Genomic DNA, 18,809 nt, shown 5'->3' with positions numbered 1-18,809 from the left:
AGTCTAGATTTGCGATTGCGGTTAAAGGCTGACGTCTACTTTTTCTGGTATTATAATTTATGAAACGGAACATAGATATTTCCTGATTCGCTAGCTTTTCTACGTTTTTTAAATAGAAGATCGGGAAAACTTATTCTCCCTTCTAATACTGCCATAATATCACTTCCATCCATTATGATAATCGACTTAAAATGTGGAGAAATGGCTTCTTTAGTAACACCATCAATTGTTACAAATAATCCACAAGTTGATTTGAATTTACTTTCTACCTTTTGGCAAAAAATCGCTAATTCTCCTTGATTAACTTCTGATTTCCATTTTGCTTCTAACAAAAAATCCATGTTATCAAAAGTGAATGCGCCATCTATTTGTTCACCATAATTTTTAAATGAGCCTTTCGGTGCTAAATCATAAAGCGAAAATAATTGATAAAGAAATTTTTCTAAATTATAGCCTCTCTTTTGAAAATCAGTACCAATTGCAATTTTATTAAATAAATCTTTAAGTTGTTGAATATCTGAATCTAGAGATTTATTTTTATTAATTAGTTGCTCGGTTGCCATTCTTCTCTTCTGGGACTCTTCTTGCTCCCTAGTTTGATCAAAATGTCCCTTTGTCAACGCGCGTAAGTTCGAAACTGCTTCTTTTGCTTTTTTAATTTTTGTTTTGTCATCATCCCAATATTCAAGATGACTGAAATTTGTAATATCCGAAACAGCATGAATAAGATTTAATAAATCCTCACCGTAGATATCTTGACGATTTAGCATCCTTTCAACTAACTCTTTAATACTTTCTCTTTTTGTTCCTGACCAGTTAATAGTGGAAATTATCGTCGAATTCGCAATTGCAACTTTTAAAAAATCTTGTAACTCTTCTTTCCTCCAATATACGACAGATAATGCGTCCTTTAGGGCGATAATTGCTTGTGGTGAGAACTTCTTGGTTTGCATTTAATTTAGTTTCTACAAATGTACGAAGATTCTTTTGGTATGTTTACAACGCTTCAAACTAAACTCTCGAGCAGGTACAAGAATTAATCTGTCAAGACAGAAGATGAGACACTAATTTCAGATGAAACATTCGAATGATTGCATTTTGTGTAAGATAGATTTAAATAAAATGTCCATTAGTGAAATCATGGTCATTTAAAATTGCTTCATAAAATGCACTTTGCCACGAATTTATATTGGTAGCTAATCGGCTTAAATAACCTTCTTCTAAATGATCCCTAAGTAAATTTCTGCCCCCTTTATTATATAAATTTATAAACTCAATTCGTCTGTTTGAGAATTCTTCTAAGCCGTGTGCTCTATATAGATCATTTAAATTAAATGAGTTAAAGTGGTTTATAATTCTCTCGCTTAAAAGTGCATTTGTGCCTGGATCAACACTTACATAATACTCAATTACTAAAGGATTAACTTCAAGCACCCTGCATGACAACCATTTTAAATTTTCGAGATCATCATAATAAGGATGAATTGTTTCATCATTTGAAGCTCGCGGAAAGTCTGCTAGTTTTCCTTTATTGCAATCAGTACAGGAAGGTATAAGATTTAATGCTGAAACCGATAGTAATGCATATTTTGATTTTGGTAAATTATGATCTAAAGTAGTTGCTAATCTTACACCACATAGAGGGCATCTCGAATTAGGTGCTGATAAAATAAGTAAATCATAGTGCTTTCTTGCAGCATTCCCTTTCTTTGAGAATCTATCACTATACATTTCTTTCAGCACTTTTTTAGTAACAATCGCGCTTATTTCTGTTCCTCTTGTAATTTGATATAATTCATTTGTTCCCTTCTTTAAATTATATTCTATTTCAGCGGATTCAATTTGACTAATAGTGCGCACGATTTCTGCCTTTAAAGCGAGATCTGTCATATTTAATATACAGTCATTTACAATCTGTTTTATATCAATTGTTGGCTTTATTATTTTTCTCATTTCTTGTCATAAAGTAAATTTCTAAGTATAGCCCTACCCTCCATTCCTAATTGATTGTTGAGTTTCTCAATTGCTTGGTCATATGAATCAGCTTTATCCGCAATTTTATTAAGTAATGTATGAAATCCAGCTTCGGTGACCTCTAATCCAAATATCTCTTGGGTTAAAAGCCCTACATTCTCTCCAAAAGATTCAATTTCTAGTCTTTCTGCTTTTGCAAATGCGCCTTGCCTACGAATTTTCCAAACACAACTGCTTGGTACTTCTTGCAGAACTACAGGAGAATGAGTCCCAATTATAGCTACTGCATTACGTTTAACTAATAACTCTGATAGAGCCCTAATAAAAGCAGATAATAGCGGTGGATGTAAATAAGCTTCAGGTTCATCTAAAAGCACGAGGCTTTTTTCTTCCAAAGTTTCTACTAATTTAGTAATGGTTAAAAGTACAATCTTATGTCCGGAGCTTAATTTATTAAAAATATCTTCAGAAATATCTTCAAATTCCTCTTCAATAGTTAATTTTGCAATCTTTGAAACCTCTGCTTCTGCAAATATAGGATCACTTTCTAATACTTCCAATGCTGTGAGCCACCGTGCATTTTTAGCTCCCGCTCTACATTTTTCAACACTTTTAACAAACTCATTTTTGAGCATGGTCGGACTCTTAGGCGGAAGAATGCGTTCTTTATTTGCCGGAATTCTCTTGAGTCCGATATACGAATATTTAAGCCTTTTATTACCTCTTTCTTCGTTTAATGCCTGAAGTTCATCAAAGGCACTAAAAGACACTGAGATCAGATTAGCAAATAGACTGCTTATATCTGTGGTTTCTGTACTTGTAAATTTCCCAACCTTTACACGGGCAGGTGGTTTGATATCAAGCAATGACATGACAATGTTATTAAAAAGGTGAGTTTTCCCAACACCATTACGTCCAATAATTACATGAATATTTGTAGGTGGATTTGAATTAGGGGTAACATGGAAATCCAAAACCATATCTTGATAGTCTTTAGATCTTGATGGAAGGCTGAACATAAAATCATACTCTGTTAATGTACTGATACCCTGAGCTAACCGCCTGAATTGGCCTTCCAGCGAAACAGCACTTACATCCCTCATAAGTGATCTGGTGGTAACGAATTCTCTTTTCGCTAATTTATAAATCTCTTCACTAAATGCCATATCCCTAAGGGCATATAAGAAGGCATGGCGAAAATCTTCACCAAAAGAATTTAGTTTTTCATAGTATTCATCATCTTGTCCAACCGAAAAAAAAGCGCTATCAAGTTCTTCAAAATTATCAGGTAAATTTGGTGATCTTTGACTTGACTCCATATTAAACTGCCCAATCTTTACAGATCCTAAAGATGTAAGTATACCCTCACTACTATAGTAAGTAATGTGGTATACAGTAGAAAATCTAAACCAATCATCCCAACTATCTAAACTAAGGATTACAATATCTACCCTCTCAACTTTTTGAAGTTTAGTCGATGTGCTTAAATAAAATCTCATTGATATTCCATTAAATAATTATTTTAAATAAATCAGATTGTGCGCAGTTTGATAGAAAAATTTTAATTTTCATATCCTAAATGTAAAGTATTTCAATTAAAATCTTGGATCAAATTTATATTTATCCATTCAATTACGTATACGTAGAAATACTCATTTTAAAAGTTTAGAAATTTATATCTCATAAACAATTAACTGAATTAAAAAATTTAATTTATTTTCAAAAAGAATTAAGTTTTCTTATTCTCTTATATTATTAGAATAATAAATTGCCTCCTTATTTGCAGCAGCCCTAGCCCCGATAGCAGTGGAAATCCTTTTGTGCCGGGGTTCGGCACAAAAGATTGTAACGGATAGCGGGGAAAAGCTCCAAAAAAATAATATCAAACCTAAAAACCCGCCCCATTACCTGACCGTTATTTTATAAATGCAAATCATTATACACAGCAAAATTACCACAAGCACCACCGTAATTCCCAAAACCAAACCAAAGACCCAAAACGCAGCCAAAAACACCCAGCCCCTATGACCCGCAGAACCCCTATAAGGAACCCCAAAGCGACCCCAAAGACATAAGGAGGAAGGACATAGAAAAGTACCTAATAGAGAATGACCCTTTAAAGGGGTCTCAAACTGACATTGATACTCAGCGAAAATTTTAATCTACTCAGATTTGATGCCTATAAAAAAACCGTTATCGTTAACGGTTTTTTTATAGCATATTGGCTTAATCTGCTGCATGGGTGGAGATTTTTTGACAAGACCTGAAAGGCCAGGCCTTGCTTTTGCTCAAGGACACGGACTACCTTTGCTCCTGAAATAAAACAAAAGCATATCGCCTCTTTGATAAAAAGCAAAAGGGAAGCAATTGGTGTAGTTATGGATAAACAGCAGTCAGGAAGAAAGCGGTATGCACTGGGTGAATTCCAAAAGCTGGCCAAGGAACTTAGGAAGCACCGAAGCATCTTTAGTTGCACAGCTCCAAAGATTTCACATTTATTCTTATATTCGCTTAAAAAGCAATCGAATGACACAAAGAATGTTAAAAAAGATAGCATTGGTGCCATTTTATGGCTGGCATATACTAATTAATAGATCTGATTACAATGACACCAAATTGGCAAACAACATTCAAAGATTTTCCTGAAATTCCATTAAAAAAACGATGGAAAAAGAATTCGTTGATGTCTATAGAACAAGAAATTGCATTAAAATATGTAAAACAAGAACCAGTTTCTAAAGATGAAGAAGATACTTTCAAAGAAATCCTCGAATTTTATAAAGTTTTAGATCAAAAATTAAAAGATTTTGATTACACATCATTATCTGAAAGTGAAAGAGAATTATTTAAAGGATATATTCAATATGCATTTAATTATCTACCGACTGTTTCTAATAATTTAGCAATTTTCACAACTTATCGAATGGTTATAAATGAGTCAGTTTTAGGTAAAAATGAAAGAATTACTAACATACAATACCTAAAGCACCCTCCGTTCGAAATTATTCAAAAAATAGGCCGTTATAATAGAGCAAATTCAACAAAAACCAATGTTTTTTATTCATCTGAATCAATTGATACAAATCTTAAAGAATTAAAGCCTCCACTTAATAAACGAGTGACTGTTGGAGTCTGGCGTCCAAAAACTAATCGTAAATTTCGTGCATATGCAATTTCGCACGGAAAAGAAGCTATTATAAATAACGTTGGAGCTGCCAAAGCAACTCAAGCATTTGAAGAAATCAAACCATATAACTCACCTTTTTTTATCGAATACGTTGAAAATTTTTTAAATTTACTCGGTCGTGAATTCTCAAAAAGTGTTTTAAACCATTTAGAATATCTAACCAGCTCTATTTTAGCTGAACAAATACTTCACGGTAAAAAAAATGATGATTCAGAAAGTTTTGAATGTATTATCTACCCGAGTGTTGGTAATAATTTTAAAACGGACAATATAGCAATGCGCACTGATGTGTTTGAGAACAACTTTTATCTTGAGAAAATAATTGAATTTGAAATTACTGAGGCCTTTTATGATGAACCATCTGTCGCTGACGAAGCTGACGAAATTACATTGGCCGATGTTACTAATGTTTCCATTACAACTAAAATTGATAAGGATGGCAATATTCAATGGTAAAAGAAACATCTGCTAACAATCTTTACAAGAAATTACGAAAAGACTAGATCGAAAGATAGATTGTATTTGATAATTTTAGTAATGAAAAAAATCGTCTCTTTAATATCAAACCTCTTGTAGCGCTAAGAAGTTATCTAAAAATTATAAAGATTGATAAATGAAACATCACGACAATATCCCTGTTTGGGATGTACAAATTTCTGTTTTTGGACCAGTTTCCATAGAACAAATATTTGAGCTAAATGTGCGAAAAGATTTAGAGCACCCGGAAGCTTTTTATAGTAATGTTAGAGTGCAACATAGCGAAAATGGTTTTGATGCAATAGTAACAGCTTTTGCACCCAATTCAGAATTAGCTGAAAGTGCAGCAGTTCTCTGGTTTGGGCGTATGCTTGATTTTCTTACCTTAAAGCTGGATTTACCATTACAATTAGATTTAACAGAAAATTTTTTAGTTCAAAAAAATTTTCATAGAGTAAAAAGAAAAATAGATATTGATGATTTTCGTTTTGCATTTAGGGAATCACGAATTTTCAGTATTGAAGAAACTGTATATTCAAGATCTCTAAGTTGGTATAGAAAGGGAAAATACACTCAAGATCCGTTTGATAAGTTCTTGGCATTTTGGAATTCAATTGAAGCCGTTGCTAGTTATTACAATCCTAATAAGCAAGCTTGTGAAGGCAAGGGAACAATATGCCAAATTTGGGAAAGTTTTAAACATGTTTGGGGCGAATGTACGGATTGGGAATTTATTGGAGGTCAAACTCATTGGATCGATGAAGGAAATAAGATAAGAAAGAACATTGCTCATGGAATAATTCCAATAGAGATTGATTCTATTCAAACAATAATGAACAAAATTCCAGAAGTTGAAAAAGTAGCTCACAAATTCCTTAATGATTGGTTTAGGGTTGTTAGGCCAAAAATGACTCCTAAGTTGATCAATAAATTAAGATAAACTAGTTATAACAACAGTTTGAAGTAATAATTCTTTTTTTCGAAAAAGTAAATTTTTCGCCACGATTTTTTTTAAACAGAATATAATCATTTCGCTTACTACATTACCGCGTCAAGCGCAGAGCGTTGTAATTAATTTATCACACAATAATCTTTTATTATAATTTAAATATTGACAAATATGAAAGGTCTTTTATACACTCTATGCTTCACTTTATTTTTTACTGCATGCAATCAAAGTCCATCCCAAACCGAGAAAGATTACATCGAAAATTTAGAAAAGAAAAATGCTGAATTAGAGAAAGAATTACAGCAAATACGCAAAAATCCAAATGAAGAAACAAAAAAAGACAAAGCTAACAATGAAAGCTATTTTTCTATTGGATCAACAGAAGACGAGGTTCTTGAAGCTATGGATGATCCTAAATCATTAGACAAAGTTGGTCCATTTAAAACATACTATTACGGATTAAGTTATATTAGATTTAAGGATGGAAGAGTTGAAAGTTATGATAATACTGATGGAAATCTAAAAATAAAATTAAAAAAATAATGTCCTGCTTATTTAAACTAATCACCACAGCGATCTCGCGCAATAGGTGCATTTCGTTAATGGGACGGAAAGTACTAAACTAGAATTTAGTTATCTTTAAAACTTAATCTTAAAAAACTGATACTGATGCCTAGTCGCGAAACGTTAGCCATAATTCTACATATTCGCTTCAAATCAACTCCGAAAGCTAACTATAGGAAAATACTGCGTAAAAATATTAGTTAGAATTTATGACACAAGCACATTTCAAAGACATTAGAAATCAAATCATTGAACAAATTGGGTCTTCCAAAGAGGAAATACTAATTTTTGTAGCTTGGTTTACAAGCAAGGAGATTCTTGGTAAGTTAATTGACAAAGCAGAATCTGGCTGTAATATAAAAATTATTATAAGCGACCATTTTGAAAATAAGCGACTCAGTTTTAAAGAAATTCAAAATAAAAATGGTTTAATTAATATTCTGTCTGCAAATTCAGGCAGGTTTCTCCACGATAAATTTGCAGTTTTTGACAAAAAAAAGGTCTTAGTCGGCTCTTATAACTGGACAAATTCTGCAGAATTTTTCAACCACGAGAATGTAATTATTAGTGACGATGAAACTTTATTAAAACAGTTTTTAGGTAGATTTAAGCATCTTGAAACAATTGCAGTAAATTATGAAATTCAGAAATTATCAAATAACATTAGTACCAACTCAGAGTCTAAAGAAGAAGAATTTGAAAAAATTGAGAATGAATTGCTAAATGAACTTCTGCGATCTTTAGATCAATCGTTAAAAGCAGGAGCAAAAATCAATAAAACAACTATAACTGACATGCTATTTAGATATGGTGCAATTGGAACTGCGAGAAAACTTATGAAAGGCGGCGCGGAAAATATTCAATCAGGTTTACTAAAAATGTATGAAATCGAGCGATTGGACCTAACATTCGAGAACATTATATTAAAACCTAGATATAGGGTTCTATTTAACGATGAGACAATTAATAAAGCAATCGAAAAACTTGAAAAACTAGGTTACAAGAACTATGGCTAATCTGCTACAAGAGATTTAGGCATTTGGCATAATTTGAAAATATTCCTGTATTTGGCTGTTTTAGAAAATATGGATTAATTTAACTCAAAAACCTTTTGTAGCAAGGGGACGTTGGTGGCAATGCATAGAGGACACTCAGCGCGACAGAAACAAAACAATAATTATTAAGAAATAGAATTGATGACAATAACTCCGACTCAAAATACAATAAAACTAATCGAGTTATCAAAAGTAAAACTCACTATCCCTGTCTATCAACGACCATACAAATGGAGAGAGAAAAACGTAATTCAACTTCTGGGAGATATTTTTGAGTATGTAATCATTAAAAATAAAAATTATAGAATTGGAAATATCATTTTACACAGCGAAAATTCAACAAACAATGTAGTTGACGGACAACAGCGCCTAACAACAATTTCAGTTTTATTAAAAATTTTAGACGAAACTTATGACGGATTACTATTAAACGAAAAATTCAAACACAATATTTCTAAGGATAATATCGTGTATAATTATCGCATTATTGACAATTGGATAAAGACAAAATTTGAAAACAACGAAGAAAAAAAAGCAGATTTCAAAAATAAAATTTTGAATAAATGCGAATTTGTTCTATTTACAGTTTTCAGACAAGACGAGGCATTTCAGCTTTTTGACTCTCAAAACGCAAGAGGCAAAGCCCTCGAGCCTTACGACTTATTAAAAGCATTTCATTTGCGCGAAATGGATTTTGACAGTGAGGAAGAAAGAACAGAATGCGTTGAGCGCTGGGAAGCATCTGTTGATGAAGGAACTTTAAAACCAATACTTGGCAATCATCTTTTCAAAATTCGAAAATGGAGCAAAAACGAATGGAAGTACGATTTCACGAAAGATGAAATTGATGAGTTTAAAGGAATTTCAATACATCAAAAACAAAAATACCCTTATGAAAGTACAATGCGGATGCTAGACGCGTTTGTGGAAAATACTAACAATGATGATTTTGTGCGAAGCTCTAAAACTGCACCAACGTTTCCTTTTCAAATCACAAGTCCGATAATTAACGGTAAACGTTTTTTTGAATATGTTGATTTTTACATTACTCAACGAGAGAATTTATTTGGTTACAATAAAGAAGATTCTATTAATTCAGCGACTCCAGAATTTACAAAATTCTACGAAGATTATTGCTACCATTATTATGGCTGGTGGCGAAGCGGAGATGAAAAAGTGAGAAACCTTTATGAAAACATTTTAGTTGCATTTATTGATAAATTTGGCTACGTTGATAATTTTGAAAATTTCTATAAAGCGTTTTACAAACTTGCATACAATATCCGCTGCACAAAAGGCAGAATTACAGTAGAAATAATTATGAATAGCTCTGCGCGACAAACATTTGCCAAAATAAATGATTCGGTAAGTCCTGATGCATTCAAATATTTCCAGTATAAAACTTATCAGATAGATGATATTGCGGTGAAAGGGATTGAAAAGATTGTAGAATTTATCAAAGAAGGAAACTAAAGATGGCGCATAATGCAAAAAATATAAAAGAGATTTTAGAAAATGACGTTTATATCATCCCTCGCTACCAAAGAAATTATGCATGGGGAAAAGCAGAAATTTCGCAGCTAATAAAAGATATTGAGGAATTTTTCCCAAAAGAAAACAACCAAAATAAATCATATTATCTTGGTTCATTGGTCTGCTTCAAACGTGATGATGGAAATTTTGAACTCATCGACGGACAACAGCGCCACACAACTATTACGCTAATAAATCTAGTTTTGAAAAATTGGACAGATGAAATTAAAAATGCAGTTTGCGTTCCAAATCTAAAATTTGATTCACGAAAAAAAATACAGAATTACATTGAAGGTTTGTACAAAGTAGAATCAAAATCTTTTCTAAAACAGGCTAGCGAATTAAACATCTCGGGTACTGGAAGTTTTAAAGATGCCATTGAAATAATTCAAGAAGAATTAAGAGAAAGGGATGTGCAGAATTTTGCACAGGATTTTTACGAAAATGTATATCTATTTCGTGTGGAAGTTCCAGAAGATACTGACTTGAACCATTATTTTGAAATAATGAATAACCGTGGCGAGCAGTTAGAAAAACATGAAATAGTAAAAGCTCTATTAATGGGAGAGATAAAAAATGAAGACAAAAAAGTTGCAAGACAAGAACAAGAAAAGTTTGCTAAAATCTGGGACGCCTGTTCTGATATGAACAACTATGTGTTCCTAAATTTTGGCAAGCAAAATAGAGATAAACTTTTCACTAACGAAAGCGACCTTATCGGAACAAACTTTGAAGATATTTATATAGATAAAAACAGCCACAAAGACGAAGAATTATCACTGTTGCAAATCATCACAGAACATAATATTCCTACGGACTTTCCAAAAGAAGAAAAGTTCATTAAAGACAAATATAAATCCATTATTGATTTTCCCAATTTTCTGTTACAGGTCTTGAAAATCAAAAACGATAAAGTCTCGCTTGACGATAAAAAACTTTTAGAACAATTTAGCGAAATCAAGCCTGACGCTAAAGAATTTATTTTTGATTTATTGAATTATAGAAGTTTGTTTGACAAAATTGTCATCAAACAAGACTTAGCAGACTCTGATGAAAGCAAACAAAATTGGGGAATAAGGAAGTTAAACACCGATTTTGAAACAACAATTAAAACATTTGAAACTGATGAAGAGCTGACAAAACTTCAAGTTATGCTGTATTATTCAGATTCTACAAACACTTATAATAATTGGCTACAATTACTTTTGAAAAATACGGATTTTGATGCTGGCAAATATTTAGAGGAAGTTTGGGATATTGCTAAAAGTAAATTCAACAAAGACAAATTATCATATCCTGAAGTTAGTATTTTCAGTTTTTATTTTATTGACTTTTTACTTTGGAAACTATACAAGAAAGAGGAAGTAAACGAAAATTTGAAATCATTAAAAAATAAAATTGACAATTTGAAAAGTCAGTTCAATAATTTTAAATTCAGACAGATAAGTTCAAGAGAGCATTTGTTTTCCCAAGAACACGCAAAACGCTATTCTATTGACGAAGAAGTTTACAATGGAATTGGAAATTTGTGTCTAATTACCAATTCTCAAAATTCGGCAGGCAATAAAGAAAATCCAATCGACAAAAAGAAAATGTTTCTGCACGACAATTCAAGCTTGAAACGGCTGATAATGTTTGAAAGCTATGAGAATGACAAATGGGAAACTGAGCAGATAAATAAACATAAAACATCTATAGAAAATTTGATTAGAGAGATTGCAAAGAATTAACAAGAAAAAGCCTAATACCGTCAACAAGAGTTTGGCTCGATGAAGGGTTAAGTGGTAATTCGAATATTTTACCTCACTGCAATTTTTGTGTTAAATTGACAGTTTTATAAGTAGCTCGGGGCGACCTTGTATGCTTAACGAGCCAAACAAATTACCATTACACACTGCGATTGCATCCTGTTGCTGAGCTATTCTTATTTTTGCTGTACGTCCATCAGTTTAAATAATTTATTGTTTTTTTTTAAGAAGTTTTTCAGAAACAAAATATAAATTATTTTTTGTCCTGGTAATCGCAACGTAAAGTTTATTTTTGGTTGATGGGGCAAGATTTTGCATATCTCCCGTTAAATATTTTTTGAATGTTGTCTCATTCAATACTACACATACATCATAGTAATGGTCTTCTCCCTTGCAGTCCCCCCAGTTCTTTGAATAGCATCCATAGTTATAGTGCATTTTATAAAACAGCTTAATGATGCTATTATCTTCAAAAATGCTTTTTATTTCTGCCGGATCGGTCAGGTATTTTATTATACTGGTATCGGTCCTATTTGATTCAATCTCAATTTTTAAATGTTTAGAAATATAATCACAGATTGTTTTGCTGCATCTCCAGCTTTTTAAAAGCGTTGAGGTATCCACACTGATAGTGCCTTTTTCAAATTCTTTTTGGTAAGACAGGTAATCTGCATGCAGATTTTGTCTGGTTGAGCCGTCTCTGCTTGTATCGAAAGTATGCTGATAAAAATCGCCCACATAAAGCAGCTGCACATCAGCTTTGGCCAATTGGAGTATAAAATTAAAATCATTACTTGCAAAATCCTGAATCTCGTCAATGAAAATATTATCTGCATACTTGTTTAATCTTTCTACTATATCATCGATGATTTCAAAATCGATAAGGAATTTAGAAATTCTCGATGAAAACAATCGATCCCCTTTATCGATGTAATGCGCTCTGGTTTTTTTTTTCATAAACTGGCTGGGCTGTGTCGTATAATTTATGCCTTTGGTCTGTACAATATCCTGACAAAAAGGTTTGTAACAAAAGGAATATATAAATGAAAAATACGTATACAACTTTATATTCGTTGGAAAATAACCGAACTTACTGACTATCCTATCCTGCAAATTTTTATGATTGCTGGTCGTATAAGTTACGATATAAGAGTTTTTATACGTGTCCAGCTGGTCAATTATCAGCTTTGTTTTGCCCGATCCCGCAACTGCAAATACTACTTTTTTATCCATTGGAAAGCGTCTTTTATATATTGGGGAACAGCTAGTTCGTCCGCTTTTTTATCAAGTAGTTCATAGGCCACTTCTGCCTTATTTTTCAGCATATAGTCTTGTATAGAAAGGGTGCGTCTTGGAGTTATGAAGGTACTGTCGCAAATATCCTTATTTTCGTTATAAAGTGAAATTTCGAAGGTACTTATGGAATCATCAGTTTCAGAAAAAATAGCAATGTTTGTAAATGCTGCGTAATCTGAATAATTGTCGACACAATTTTCCTTGTATTTTCCATCATTATCCCTGATAACTGCGGTTTTTATATTTAGTTTTTTAGCAATGTTCAGGTACCTTTTAAAACTTGTTCCGTCTACTGAAAGTATGGTAATATCAGAGTTATGAAGCTCATCGCCGCATGTTTTTTTATAAAATGCTTCCATTAAGATAAATTCCGCATCTCCCTCCACGAGTATTACTTTTTTACTAAGCACAAAATCAAGAAGGTTTTTATCGGGTGCTTTCATAAAAAATTTTGCAGTCGGCTCATCGATACCACTTAACAAAATCGGAACTGTACTACTACTGTTAATTAAAATTGACTTTCTCAAATCTAATCGCGCACTGATAGAATTACTGTGGGTTGAAACCAAAATCTGCCTATTATTTGCATGACTTATAAGTTCAATCATTTTTTTCATATTAATATGACTGAGATGGTTTTCAGGTTCCTCTAATAAAACTACTTCCATTTCTGAACTTGCCCTGCTTAATGCAAATTTTGTTTTAATAAAGCACTGAATCCCTTTTCCTTTATTTTCGATATTTATTTGATTTTCAGATAAGATCAAATCTGTTTCCAGATTAGATTTTGAACTGCTCCTAATTAAAAATTCGAAGCCTCCCAATTTTGAATCTAAAATCTGCAGAGTATTTTTTCTGAATTCTTCTTTATGTTTTCGGTAATCATTTTGATGTTTATTTTTCTCTAAAGGAGTTGCAATGCTGGAGTAAATATCCCTGACATACTCTTTAATAGCGTACTCTGTACTCATTTGCGAATTATCGATTACCAAATGTCTCAGGTACTTTTTATAAGATGAATACGCATTTGCGGCAAAAGTTGTAAAACTGATTGTATAAAATTCAAAAGGAAAAATTGCCTCAGGATTCTTTAATATTTCTTTTATTTCCTTCCCCAGCGCATGATTGGGCAGACATTCAAACTTTATACCATCACAGGTTTTAAGATCAGAATTGTTTTTACCATTTAAATCAGGGTCAAACTGATCGCTTAAATACAATTCAACATATAATTCAGGCAAATTTTCATATTTCCGATCAGATTTAAGAAAATCAGAAATTATAGTAGCATTGAATAAATTGTCCAATCCTTTAGTTTCAACTTTGTGCCTGCTCCCGCTTAGGGTTATATCTATAGCCTCTAGTAAAGTACTTTTTCCAGATTCATTATCGCCAACTATAATATTAAGTTTAGGATCAAAAAAAACTTCAAAAGTTTTAAATCTTTTGAAATTAAATAATTTAATTTTTAAAATATGGTTCATAATATTGATTAACGTTTTTTTACTTTTCGGGAATTACACCTAATAGTTGATATTAATTTTTAATATTTTTTATCGTTAAATATCAGTAAATTATTATTCTGTTCTTTACGGAAAACCATAATTAATTAAAAATGTGTTAAACAAGTTTAGCTATAAATTAAAATAAGAAAATGCGTAGAAATACTGTTTTGTATATTTCTCTCTTTTATAATTTACTTTTTAAAGTCATTATCCAAAATTTGGCTGTCACAACCTTCCATGGATTGCGGTTGCTTATTTCCAAGAGGTTAAAAATTCAACGAAATCAAGAAAAAAGCCATTGATGATCTTACAATGGCTTTTGCTTTTAATTCAATAAATTTAATTTCGATAAAAAATATTTAAATACTTTAACAAAAAGAGAAAAAAAATAACCCAATAATCTGAATTACAATTCAATTCCTCGCAAATTTCTATATAGTTTTAATGCAAAAACATCGGTCATCCCTGATATAAAATCAATAATATGCATAGCCTTATTGTACGGGCTGCTTGTTTCATCAAATTCAAATTGTCGAGGTAGTAATTCAAGAATCTTTTTCTGTTCTTTATCTCGTTCAGCTTCTGGCGTTATTGCTGAAGTTACAAAGTCTTCTACTAAACCGGACATAATTCTAAATCCTGCAATTTCTAATTTTACGACTCTTCTTGTATTGTAAATTTTTTCTATAGATCTTTCTTCTATTCTTTTCATTACTATTTGTAATTCAGGAATATCTTCGATTAAACTTTTTTCGTATTTTCCCTGTAAAATTTTCTTTTTATTCTTCCAAAATACGTCAGCGCATTTATATATAAGAGTATTAATCGCTTTTGCCCTTAGATATGCAATAGATTCATTGGGGTCACATATTAATAAATCCGCCTGTTCAATTACCCACGCTAAATCATCCTTTGGACTTTCTTTTATGATTTCAAGAAAAGTAGTTCTAACTTCTTCATAAGATAGAATTCCTAATCTGTGCGCATCTTCAAAATCAACAATATTATAAGAGATATCATCCGCAGCTTCGACCAAATAAACAAAAGGGTGCCTTTTAAATGAAATACCAGCAGCGCCGCTATCTGGAATCATATTTAACTCCTTCGTGATATTTAGAAAAATCTTTTCATCAATTTTGAAAAAGCCATATTTTTTTCTATGCAAATATTTTTTGTCAGAAACCATTGATTCACATGGATATTTTAAAATAGACCCAATTGTGCTATATGTTAATCGAAAACCTCCCTTACTTCGACCAGGCTGTTCCATTGTTAAAACACGAAGTGCATTTGCGTTACCTTCAAATGTGATTAAGTCTTTCCATTCGGCATCGGAGAAGTTTTTTCTAAATTCGACATCTTCAGGTTTCTGCGTGTTCCTTTTAGTAAAGTACTTACTAATTGCCTCTTCCCCTGAATGTCCGAATGCTGGATTACCCAAATCATGTGCTAAACATGCGGAAGCAATAACATTTTTAAGGCTGTTTCTATAAAATGGTCGCCCTACATCATCGCTTGCAACTTCGGCGATTTCAGAAATTTTCTTTCCAATAATTTTACCTAAGGATCGTCCAACACTGGCTACTTCTAAAGAATGTGTTAATCTATTATGTACAAAAGCTTCTTCAGGCAGAGGAAATACTTGGGTTTTATTTTGGAGTCGACGAAACGGGCTTGAAAATATAATTCTATCCCAATCCCTTTCATATTCTGTCCGAATATCAATTTTTGTGTCTTCCATACCAAATCTCTTTGGTGAAAAACAATTATTCCATGTCATTTCCATTTTAGTTTATATATAGTAATATTTGAGAGAAGTTGATATTTTTAAAAGTATAATTTTGAATAGTCACAATTTATTAATAAGGGATAAATCTACAAATAATTTACGTTACTTAAACACCGTATATTTACCTGATTACTAAACAAGAAATAATCTTTTTAATTAGTAAAATTTGGTTTATATCAGGTTTTATTTGAAAGAATTAATTTATAAATTTCAAGATACTTACAAATTTTACTTGTTTTTCAACAAGAAAACCATTACGAAATGGCTGCAGATTGCAAAGGCTAGACACAAAAAAGGCAACTCTTTGTAATAATTAAAAGAGTAGTATTAATTCTAGTTAAGAATAAACCTGAGCAAAACATTTTCTTTTTGTTGAATTTGGAGTATTTCCAAAACTTATTTTTTAGTACTAATAAGCGCTTAGCGGCTAAGTCGCTTCATTAATCTTTTCGGTTTTAATGGATATTCCGGTCTAAACTGAACACCCTATTCCGATTCAAACTGAACAGTTGATTCCGAAGCAAACTGAACACTCCATTCCGGCGCAAAGTGAACAGTTTTTGATGATGATTTTTGGTGCTACTTTGTGATCTATTCACACGAGTATGGCCCGACCTCAAAGACATAACGGTGAAGGACATAGAAAAGGACCTAATAGAGAATGACCCTTCAAAGGGGTTTGAAACGGATATGGATATTCACAAGGGCGATTAGACAGAAAGCGCAAGCTTTGAGACCATAGAACCCGAAAAGGACAATCCCGTAAACAAGGAATTCGAAATTGGGCAGCTTGGAAATGAGGAGCTTCAGTAAGATGAACAAACCAGAAATGAAACTGGCCAGGGTGCACTGGCCAATACTAAACCTTCTCAGCGAAAATTTTAATATACCCAGATGGAATTCCTGAAAAAAGCCGATATCATTAACGTTTTTTTTATAGGATCTGCTAGCAATCCCCGCCATCGGGACTAAATCAAAAAGATTGATATTATTCGTATATTAGTGGCATATGCTGCCAAAATTACGAATGTGTAAATAATATGAAAGGAAAATTAATTAAAGACCCAAATTTTTACCCGGAAAATCCCATGCCCTATTCTTTAGTAAGAGAAAAGGAATATTTGATTCTGGGAATAGAAAATCGCAACTACTACATATATAATGAGTTGCATCAGGTAGACTTAGTTCCTTGCGAGAGAATAGAAATCACAGATAAAAATTATCCAAATTTTTGGCAAAGGGATAACTCAGCTACAAATAGGCTGGTTCCCAAAGAGTGGCATTGGGAAAATTTCTTAAGCTTTGACGGCGAACCTTATTGCGAACTTTGGGACTATGAAATATGGTCAGTGACACAATTTGCAAAAGGACTTGAATTATATAATTTGCCAGTTTTTCCCGAAAGATTTATTAAGGCGTATGATGCTCATCATAAAATCAAATTAATTGAAAATTGTCTTAAAATCGCGGGGGATTATGATTCATTAAAACAGGGAGATTTACAATACATATACAGGTTTTCAAGCTATGGAAAAGAAACGCAAAAAATTCTGGAAGATTCTAAAAATACCATCTTAACGAATAGTCTATCAGGATTTGAAGTTCTGAACTCTATTTTACAAGCCGTTGGCGAGCCATTGCAACGCTTGATTGGAGCTGAATTATATGAGCTTGAAGAGGTCAGAAAAAGAATTCTTTTTTCCATATGGGCACTTTTTGGAACAAAAGAATTTTATGTTTTAAAACAGGAGCAGCTCAACAGTGAAATTAACTATTTATTGACAAGGAACGACGAGAGTTATGTTCTTAGTTTCGATTATGTAACTTAGAATTAACCTGCCAATAACAGGCACTATAGGGCAAGATTAATTTCCCTGCATTAACATTCAAAGGAACCGCCCCATTCCATCAGCATTTGTATCAATCGCCAAAATAAAAGTAAAAACAATCTAATTAAAACTAAAAAGCAATCTACAAAATGGGCAGAGACACCGACTTCTTCATACTTCATAAAGATATAGCAAGAGCAGAACTGTATCCGGTTCTTATTTCATCCGATAGGTTCGCAGAGTCTTTCAAAGAATTCCTTACCAGAAGAAAAACTATATGCGATAATGACTACGATGTACGATATGAAAGCATTGTTGAAAAAGCAAGCACAGACATCAACAGTATTCTTCCCAGCGAGCTCTTTGAACTGACCTACTGGCTTGGAGAAATAGGATACGATTATGAAGGCAAAGGAATTGAGCTACTCTTTAATCTGCATGGCACTACAGCCTACAGTTTTATGTTCCAATACGGCAATTTCACAGACTATTTTCCGCTGGATGAATTCTACGAAGCGTGGAGTGGTAAAAGGGTAGACCCAAAAGATTTCATTCGCTTTCTTGACTATATGATCCTGCTAATGGGAAAGATTTCTGCTTCACAAATTGCTGGCTCAGAATATGGTCTCACGGATGCTGAAAAAGAATATATAAGTGTACTCCAGGAAGCCTATTCGGATGAAAAGTTGCTGCAGGAAATTATAGATGTTGAATTCCAATACCTGAAAAAAGAATTCACTACTTACATAGAAAACGGTTCTGAGTCAAAACCAAGCCCTGAGGTGAATTGTGTCTACTGGGCCTCAGGCTTTCAGGACAGCTGCATTGAAATGAAAGCCAGAATTGCTGAAACTGGCACAATGGTTCTGATTGTCGATTCAATATAGAAGAACTACATCTTAA

At 32.6% G+C, this 18,809-nt stretch carries 14 protein-coding genes; 8 read left to right on the top strand and 6 right to left on the bottom strand.

All coding sequences use genetic code 11. The annotated features are described in order from the left end of the window. Window positions 1–50 precede the first annotated feature (50 nt). From ACEN92_RS03870 to ACEN92_RS03860, 3 genes are all read right to left on the bottom strand, one after another. Entirely contained in the window at window positions 51–953 is a 903-nt protein-coding gene (locus ACEN92_RS03870; RefSeq protein WP_495641059.1) for a hypothetical protein, read from the bottom strand. Between the two features lie 160 nt (window positions 954–1,113). Then, window positions 1,114–1,953, bottom strand: a complete 840-nt coding sequence (locus ACEN92_RS03865; RefSeq protein WP_495641058.1) for an HNH endonuclease — start codon at window positions 1,951–1,953, stop codon at window positions 1,114–1,116. Beyond that, window positions 1,950–3,473: an AAA family ATPase gene (locus ACEN92_RS03860; protein WP_495641057.1), complete on the bottom strand. Its 1,524-nt coding sequence runs from the start codon at window positions 3,471–3,473 to the stop codon at window positions 1,950–1,952. Before ACEN92_RS03860 ends, ACEN92_RS03865 begins: the two co-directional genes overlap by 4 nt. Window positions 3,474–4,579: 1,106 nt before the next feature. Between ACEN92_RS03860 and ACEN92_RS03855 the strand changes: the two genes are divergently transcribed. The 6 genes from ACEN92_RS03855 to ACEN92_RS03830 all read left to right on the top strand — a co-directional run bounded on the left by ACEN92_RS03855 (window position 4,580) and on the right by ACEN92_RS03830 (window position 11,469). Next, window positions 4,580–5,617, top strand: coding sequence for a hypothetical protein (locus ACEN92_RS03855; protein ID WP_495641056.1), 1,038 nt, complete (start codon window positions 4,580–4,582; stop codon window positions 5,615–5,617). A 157-nt stretch (window positions 5,618–5,774) separates the two neighbouring features. Continuing rightward, complete coding sequence (locus ACEN92_RS03850) at window positions 5,775–6,578, top strand: hypothetical protein (RefSeq protein ID WP_495641055.1); 804 nt, start codon at window positions 5,775–5,777, stop codon at window positions 6,576–6,578. A 180-nt stretch (window positions 6,579–6,758) separates the two neighbouring features. Further along, window positions 6,759–7,130 (top strand): hypothetical protein, encoded by a 372-nt coding sequence (locus ACEN92_RS03845; RefSeq protein WP_495641054.1) that lies wholly within the window; start codon window positions 6,759–6,761, stop codon window positions 7,128–7,130. A 230-nt stretch (window positions 7,131–7,360) separates the two neighbouring features. Next, window positions 7,361–8,167, top strand: coding sequence for a phospholipase D-like domain-containing protein (locus tag ACEN92_RS03840; protein WP_495641053.1), 807 nt, complete (start codon window positions 7,361–7,363; stop codon window positions 8,165–8,167). A gap of 180 nt (window positions 8,168–8,347) precedes the next feature. Continuing rightward, window positions 8,348–9,679, top strand: coding sequence for a DUF262 domain-containing protein (locus tag ACEN92_RS03835; RefSeq protein ID WP_495641052.1), 1,332 nt, complete (start codon window positions 8,348–8,350; stop codon window positions 9,677–9,679). A 2-nt stretch (window positions 9,680–9,681) separates the two neighbouring features. After that, the gene (locus tag ACEN92_RS03830) at window positions 9,682–11,469 is read left to right on the top strand and encodes a DUF262 domain-containing protein (RefSeq protein WP_495641051.1); all 1,788 of its coding nucleotides are present in this window, start codon (window positions 9,682–9,684) and stop codon (window positions 11,467–11,469) included. A gap of 228 nt (window positions 11,470–11,697) precedes the next feature. Here ACEN92_RS03830 and ACEN92_RS03825 read toward each other — a convergent pair whose 3' ends face one another. The 3 genes from ACEN92_RS03825 to dgt all read right to left on the bottom strand — a co-directional run bounded on the left by ACEN92_RS03825 (window position 11,698) and on the right by dgt (window position 16,029). Beyond that, window positions 11,698–12,720, bottom strand: a complete 1,023-nt coding sequence (locus tag ACEN92_RS03825) for a DNA helicase UvrD (protein WP_495641050.1) — start codon at window positions 12,718–12,720, stop codon at window positions 11,698–11,700. Then, window positions 12,705–14,267, bottom strand: a complete 1,563-nt coding sequence (locus tag ACEN92_RS03820) for an ATP-dependent nuclease (RefSeq protein WP_495641049.1) — start codon at window positions 14,265–14,267, stop codon at window positions 12,705–12,707. The genes ACEN92_RS03825 and ACEN92_RS03820 overlap by 16 nt, the downstream gene beginning before the upstream one ends. Window positions 14,268–14,694: 427 nt before the next feature. Continuing rightward, window positions 14,695–16,029 (bottom strand): dGTP triphosphohydrolase, encoded by a 1,335-nt coding sequence (dgt, locus tag ACEN92_RS03815; protein WP_495641048.1) that lies wholly within the window; start codon window positions 16,027–16,029, stop codon window positions 14,695–14,697. Between the two features lie 1,088 nt (window positions 16,030–17,117). Here dgt and ACEN92_RS03810 point away from each other — a divergent pair. After that, entirely contained in the window at window positions 17,118–17,906 is a 789-nt protein-coding gene (locus ACEN92_RS03810; protein WP_495641047.1) for a hypothetical protein, read from the top strand. Between the two features lie 149 nt (window positions 17,907–18,055). Then, a complete protein-coding gene (locus ACEN92_RS03805; protein ID WP_495641046.1) occupies window positions 18,056–18,793 on the top strand; it encodes a hypothetical protein in 738 nt (245 codons plus the stop codon). The last annotated feature ends 16 nt before the right edge of the window (window positions 18,794–18,809 follow it).

This window comes from Flavobacterium sp. Flavsp81 (genome assembly GCF_059491325.1).
Note: the sequence above shows the minus strand (reverse complement) of the source record. Positions and strands in the feature narration are given on the sequence as shown.

Excerpts from the sequence above, each read along its gene's own strand:
- ACEN92_RS03870 (WP_495641059.1), bottom strand. The coding sequence starts at position 953 with ATGCAAACCAAGAAGTTCTCACCACAAGCAATTATCGCCCTAAAGGAC.
- ACEN92_RS03865 (WP_495641058.1), bottom strand. The coding sequence starts at position 1,953 with ATGAGAAAAATAATAAAGCCAACAATTGATATAAAACAGATTGTAAAT.
- ACEN92_RS03860 (WP_495641057.1), bottom strand. The coding sequence starts at position 3,473 with ATGAGATTTTATTTAAGCACATCGACTAAACTTCAAAAAGTTGAGAGG.
- ACEN92_RS03855 (WP_495641056.1), top strand. The coding sequence starts at position 4,580 with ATGACACCAAATTGGCAAACAACATTCAAAGATTTTCCTGAAATTCCA.
- ACEN92_RS03850 (WP_495641055.1), top strand. The coding sequence starts at position 5,775 with ATGAAACATCACGACAATATCCCTGTTTGGGATGTACAAATTTCTGTT.
- ACEN92_RS03845 (WP_495641054.1), top strand. The coding sequence starts at position 6,759 with ATGAAAGGTCTTTTATACACTCTATGCTTCACTTTATTTTTTACTGCA.
- ACEN92_RS03840 (WP_495641053.1), top strand. The coding sequence starts at position 7,361 with ATGACACAAGCACATTTCAAAGACATTAGAAATCAAATCATTGAACAA.
- ACEN92_RS03835 (WP_495641052.1), top strand. The coding sequence starts at position 8,348 with ATGACAATAACTCCGACTCAAAATACAATAAAACTAATCGAGTTATCA.
- ACEN92_RS03830 (WP_495641051.1), top strand. The coding sequence starts at position 9,682 with ATGGCGCATAATGCAAAAAATATAAAAGAGATTTTAGAAAATGACGTT.
- ACEN92_RS03825 (WP_495641050.1), bottom strand. The coding sequence starts at position 12,720 with ATGGATAAAAAAGTAGTATTTGCAGTTGCGGGATCGGGCAAAACAAAG.
- ACEN92_RS03820 (WP_495641049.1), bottom strand. The coding sequence starts at position 14,267 with ATGAACCATATTTTAAAAATTAAATTATTTAATTTCAAAAGATTTAAA.
- dgt (WP_495641048.1), bottom strand. The coding sequence starts at position 16,029 with ATGGAAGACACAAAAATTGATATTCGGACAGAATATGAAAGGGATTGG.
- ACEN92_RS03810 (WP_495641047.1), top strand. The coding sequence starts at position 17,118 with ATGAAAGGAAAATTAATTAAAGACCCAAATTTTTACCCGGAAAATCCC.
- ACEN92_RS03805 (WP_495641046.1), top strand. The coding sequence starts at position 18,056 with ATGGGCAGAGACACCGACTTCTTCATACTTCATAAAGATATAGCAAGA.